General features: G+C 54.3%; 3 rRNA genes. All 3 read left to right on the top strand.

Annotated elements, in window-relative coordinates:
* Window positions 1-237 precede the first annotated feature (237 nt).
* The 3 genes from LMI96_RS15985 to rrf all read left to right on the top strand — a co-directional run bounded on the left by LMI96_RS15985 (window position 238) and on the right by rrf (window position 5,504).
* Window positions 238-1,759: ribosomal RNA gene (locus LMI96_RS15985) — 16S ribosomal RNA — on the top strand.
* Between the two features lie 417 nt (window positions 1,760-2,176).
* A 23S ribosomal RNA gene (locus LMI96_RS15980) occupies window positions 2,177-5,281 on the top strand.
* Window positions 5,282-5,387: 106 nt separating this feature from the next.
* Window positions 5,388-5,504: ribosomal RNA gene (gene rrf, locus LMI96_RS15975) — 5S ribosomal RNA — on the top strand.
* Together the 16S, 23S and 5S rRNA genes form the textbook arrangement of a ribosomal RNA operon.
* Window positions 5,505-5,579: the final 75 nt, after the last annotated feature.

Here is a 5,579-nt window from a genome sequence, read left to right as displayed (position 1 = left end):
GAAGTTGCCCTGCGGGGTTGGCCGTGAGGTCAGCTGGTGGGAGCGTCCGATCCTTGAGAACTCAACAGCGTGCACTTGTCAAATGCCAAATAACCTCGTCTAGCTTCGGCTAGGGAGATTCCTTTGGATCAAGTCCAGCCCTTTCGAGGGTTGGCGTTATGGATTGTCAGTAATGGCATCCTTTTGGTCAGTTCAAACTCGCTGTCCGACCTTATTCCGGTTGGTCAGTATTTTTCTTTTACGGAGAGTTTGATCCTGGCTCAGGATGAACGCTGGCGGCGTGCTTAACACATGCAAGTCGAACGGTGAAGGGAAGCTTGCTTTCTGGATCAGTGGCGAACGGGTGAGTAACACGTGAGCAATCTGCCCCTGACTCTGGGATAACAGTTGGAAACAGCTGCTAATACTGGATATGAGCTACGGCCGCATGGTCGGTAGTTGGAAAGAATTTCGGTCAGGGATGAGCTCGCGGCCTATCAGCTTGTTGGTGAGGTAATGGCTCACCAAGGCGTCGACGGGTAGCCGGCCTGAGAGGGTGACCGGCCACACTGGGACTGAGACACGGCCCAGACTCCTACGGGAGGCAGCAGTGGGGAATATTGCACAATGGGCGCAAGCCTGATGCAGCAACGCCGCGTGAGGGACGACGGCCTTCGGGTTGTAAACCTCTTTTAGCAGGGAAGAAGCGAAAGTGACGGTACCTGCAGAAAAAGCGCCGGCTAACTACGTGCCAGCAGCCGCGGTAATACGTAGGGCGCAAGCGTTATCCGGAATTATTGGGCGTAAAGAGCTCGTAGGCGGTTTGTCGCGTCTGCTGTGAAATCCCGAGGCTCAACCTCGGGCCTGCAGTGGGTACGGGCAGACTAGAGTGCGGTAGGGGAGATTGGAATTCCTGGTGTAGCGGTGGAATGCGCAGATATCAGGAGGAACACCGATGGCGAAGGCAGATCTCTGGGCCGTAACTGACGCTGAGGAGCGAAAGGGTGGGGAGCAAACAGGCTTAGATACCCTGGTAGTCCACCCCGTAAACGTTGGGAACTAGTTGTGGGGTCCATTCCACGGATTCCGTGACGCAGCTAACGCATTAAGTTCCCCGCCTGGGGAGTACGGCCGCAAGGCTAAAACTCAAAGGAATTGACGGGGACCCGCACAAGCGGCGGAGCATGCGGATTAATTCGATGCAACGCGAAGAACCTTACCAAGGCTTGACATATTCGAGAACGCCGTAGAAATACGGAACTCTTTGGACACTCGTTTACAGGTGGTGCATGGTTGTCGTCAGCTCGTGTCGTGAGATGTTGGGTTAAGTCCCGCAACGAGCGCAACCCTCGTTCTATGTTGCCAGCACGTAATGGTGGGAACTCATGGGATACTGCCGGGGTCAACTCGGAGGAAGGTGGGGATGACGTCAAATCATCATGCCCCTTATGTCTTGGGCTTCACGCATGCTACAATGGCCGGTACAAAGGGCTGCAATACCGTGAGGTGGAGCGAATCCCAAAAAGCCGGTCCCAGTTCGGATTGAGGTCTGCAACTCGACCTCATGAAGTCGGAGTCGCTAGTAATCGCAGATCAGCAACGCTGCGGTGAATACGTTCCCGGGTCTTGTACACACCGCCCGTCAAGTCATGAAAGTCGGTAACACCTGAAGCCGGTGGCCTAACCCTTGTGGAGGGAGCCGTCGAAGGTGGGATCGGTAATTAGGACTAAGTCGTAACAAGGTAGCCGTACCGGAAGGTGCGGCTGGATCACCTCCTTTCTAAGGAGCACTGCACCCTTTGGGGTGACAGAGCCCAGATCAGAACGAATGTTTCTGCTGGGAGCTCATGGGTGGAACATTTGATGAGGTGCTTTCAGCTGATCTTTGGATTTAGTACATCGCGTTTTTCGTGGTCGGAACGGTTTGGGGTGAGGTTGGTTGCACATGCACGCTGTTGGGTCCTGAGGGACCGGGTGCACACTTTTGGGTGTGTGACTGGGACTTCTGGGCCTTTTCTGCTTGTCACTTGGTGGCTGGTGGGGGAGGTACCGCCCGTACTTTGAGAACTACACAGTGGACGCGAGCATCTTTGAACCGGTCTTTGACCGGTTCTTATAGATGATCTTAAAGATCATTAGTCAATTTCATGCTGGACCTTTCGGGGTTCGGTGTCGAGAACGATTTAAACTCATGTGATTTCAAGTCTTTAAGAGCAAACGGTGGATGCCTTGGCATCTGGAGCCGAAGAAGGACGTAGCAATCTGCGATAAGCCTCGGGGAACTGATAAGCAAGTTTTGATCCGAGGGTGTCCGAATGGGGAAACCCCGCTGGGCGGCGTGCCGACCTAGTGACTCCCGCCTGAATATATAGGGCGGGTAGAGGGAACGTGGGGAAGTGAAACATCTCAGTACCCACAGGAAGAGAAAGCAACCGCGATTCCGTTAGTAGTGGCGAGCGAAACCGGATCAGGCTAAACCTAGCGTGTGTGATAGCCGGCAGGCGTTGCATGTTGGGGGTTGTGGGACTTTTTTGATCATTCTGCCGAGTGGTCGACGTGACAAGAAGGTATAGACGAACAGTCTTGAATGGCTGGTCATAGAGGGTGCGAACCCCGTAGTCGAAATGCCTTGCCTTGGCGTGAAGAGTATCCCAAGTAGCACGGGGCCCGAGAAATCCCGTGTGAATCTGTCAGGACCACCTGATAAGCCTAAATACTCCCAGATGACCGATAGCGGACAAGTACCGTGAGGGAAAGGTGAAAAGTACCCCGGGAGGGGAGTGAAATAGTACCTGAAACCGTTTGCTTACAAACCGTTGGAGCCTCCTTAGTAGGGGTGACAGCGTGCCTTTTGAAGAATGAGCCTGCGAGTTAGCGATACGTGGCGAGGTTAACCCGTGTGGGGTAGCCGTAGCGAAAGCGAGTCTGAATAGGGCGATTCAGTCGCGTGTCCTAGACCCGAAGCGAAGTGATCTATCCATGGCCAGGTTGAAGCGACGGTAAGACGTCGTGGAGGACCGAACCCACTTAGGTTGAAAACTGAGGGGATGAGCTGTGGATAGGGGTGAAAGGCCAATCAAACTTCGTGATAGCTGGTTCTCTCCGAAATGCATTTAGGTGCAGCGTTGCGTGTTTCTTGCCGGAGGTAGAGCTACTGGATGGCCGATGGGCCCTACAAGGTTACTGACGTCAGCCAAACTCCGAATGCCGGTAAGTGAGAGCGCAGCAGTGAGACTGTGGGGGATAAGCTTCATAGTCGAGAGGGAAACAACCCAGACCACCAACTAAGGTCCCTAAGCGCGTGCTAAGTGGGAAAGGATGTGGAGTTGCTTTGACAACCAGGAGGTTGGCTTAGAAGCAGCCACCCTTGAAAGAGTGCGTAATAGCTCACTGGTCAAGTGATTCCGCGCCGACAATGTAACGGGGCTCAAGCACGCCACCGAAGTTGTGGCATTGACATTTTTGGTAGGCCTTCGTGGTCCAGCCGTGTTGATGGGTAGGAGAGCGTCGTGTGGCCAGCGAAGCGGCGGTGTGAACCAGCCGTGGAGGCTACACGAGTGAGAATGCAGGCATGAGTAGCGAAAGACGTGTGAGAAACACGTCCTCCGAAAGACCAAGGGTTCCAGGGTCAAGCTAATCTTCCCTGGGTAAGTCGGGACCTAAGGCGAGGCCGACAGGCGTAGTCGATGGACAACGGGTTGATATTCCCGTACCGGCGAAGAACCGCCCAAGCTAATCCAGTGGTGCTAAGAGTCCTAACCCGGCTGAGTGGATCCCTTCGGGGTGATGCCGGCCGGTCTAACGCTCGACCCCGTTCTGGTGCGGTTAGCGTATTAACAGGTGTGACGCAGGAAGGTAGCCCAAGCCAGGCGATGGTAGTCCTGGTGCAAGTGCGTAGGCCGAGTGATAGGCAAATCCGTCACTCGTTAAGGCTGAGACACGATGCGGATAAAAAGTGGGTGATCCTATGCTGCCAAGAAAAGCATCGACGCGAGGTTCTAGCTGCCCGTACCCCAAACCGACTCAGGTGGTCAGGTAGAGAATACCAAGGAGATCGAGAGAATCGTGGTTAAGGAACTCGGCAAAATGCCCCCGTAACTTCGGGAGAAGGGGGGCCTTCGACGTATAAGGACTTGCTCCGAAAGCGTTTGGAGGCCGCAGAGACTAGTGGGTAGCGACTGTTTACTAAAAACACAGGTCCGTGCCAAGTCGCAAGACGATGTATACGGACTGACGCCTGCCCGGTGCTGGAAGGTTAAGAGGAGGGGTTAGCGCAAGCGAAGCTCTGAATTTAAGCCCCAGTAAACGGCGGTGGTAACTATAACCATCCTAAGGTAGCGAAATTCCTTGTCGGGTAAGTTCCGACCTGCACGAATGGCGTAACGACTTCCCAACTGTCTCAACCGCGAACTCGGCGAAATTGCATTACGAGTAAAGATGCTCGTTACGCGCAGCAGGACGGAAAGACCCCGTGACCTTTACTATAGCTTTGTATTGGTGTTCGGTGTGGCTTGTGTAGGATAGGTGGGAGACTGTGAAGCGTTCACGCTAGTGAATGTGGAGTCGTTGTTGAAATACCACTCTGGTCACTCTGGATATCTAACTTCGAACCGTAATCCGGTTCAGGGACAGTGCATGGTGGGTAGTTTAACTGGGGCGGTTGCCTCCCAAAAAGTAACGGAGGCGCCCAAAGGTTCCCTCAACCTGGTTGGCAATCAGGTGGCGAGTGTAAGTGCACAAGGGAGCTTGACTGTGAGACTGACAGGTCGAGCAGGGACGAAAGTCGGGACTAGTGATCCGGCAGTGGCTTGTGGAAGCGCTGTCGCTCAACGGATAAAAGGTACCTCGGGGATAACAGGCTGATCTTGCCCAAGAGTCCATATCGACGGCATGGTTTGGCACCTCGATGTCGGCTCGTCGCATCCTGGGGCTGGAGTAGGTCCCAAGGGTTGGGCTGTTCGCCCATTAAAGCGGTACGCGAGCTGGGTTTAGAACGTCGTGAGACAGTTCGGTCCCTATCCGCTGCGCGCGTAGGAAGTTTGAGAGGATCTGACCCTAGTACGAGAGGACCGGGTTGGACGAACCTCTGGTGTGTCAGTTGTTCCGCCAGGAGCACCGCTGATTAGCTACGTTCGGGATGGATAACCGCTGAAAGCATCTAAGCGGGAAGCCGGCCTCAAGATGAGACTTCCATACCTTCGGGTGAGAGGCTCCCAGCCAGACTACTGGGTTGATAGGCCAGATGTGGAAGCACGGTAACGTGTGCAGCTGACTGGTACTAATAAGCCGATGACTTGATAACACACCGTTTATGGTGCTACGCGTCCACTGAGTGGTTCTCGATGTACGGTCGAGAACCGCAGAACAACACAATACTGTTGTTATGCAGACTGAAACATCAATAGTGTTTCGGCGGCCATAGCGAGAGGGAAACGCCCGGTCACATTCCGAACCCGGAAGCTAAGCCTCTCAGCGCCGATGGTACTGCAGGGGGGACCCTGTGGGAGAGTAGGACACCGCCGGACTTCTTTTCACAAAACAGTAAAGGCCACCCAGTGACGGGTGGCCTTTACTGCGTTACGGACACCCTCCAGAAGGAG

Source organism: Microbacterium sp. cx-59 (assembly GCF_020805625.1).
Classification (GTDB): domain Bacteria; phylum Actinomycetota; class Actinomycetes; order Actinomycetales; family Microbacteriaceae; genus Microbacterium.
The sequence above is the reverse complement of the archived record's forward strand: the minus strand, read 5'-3'. Positions and strand labels throughout refer to the sequence as shown.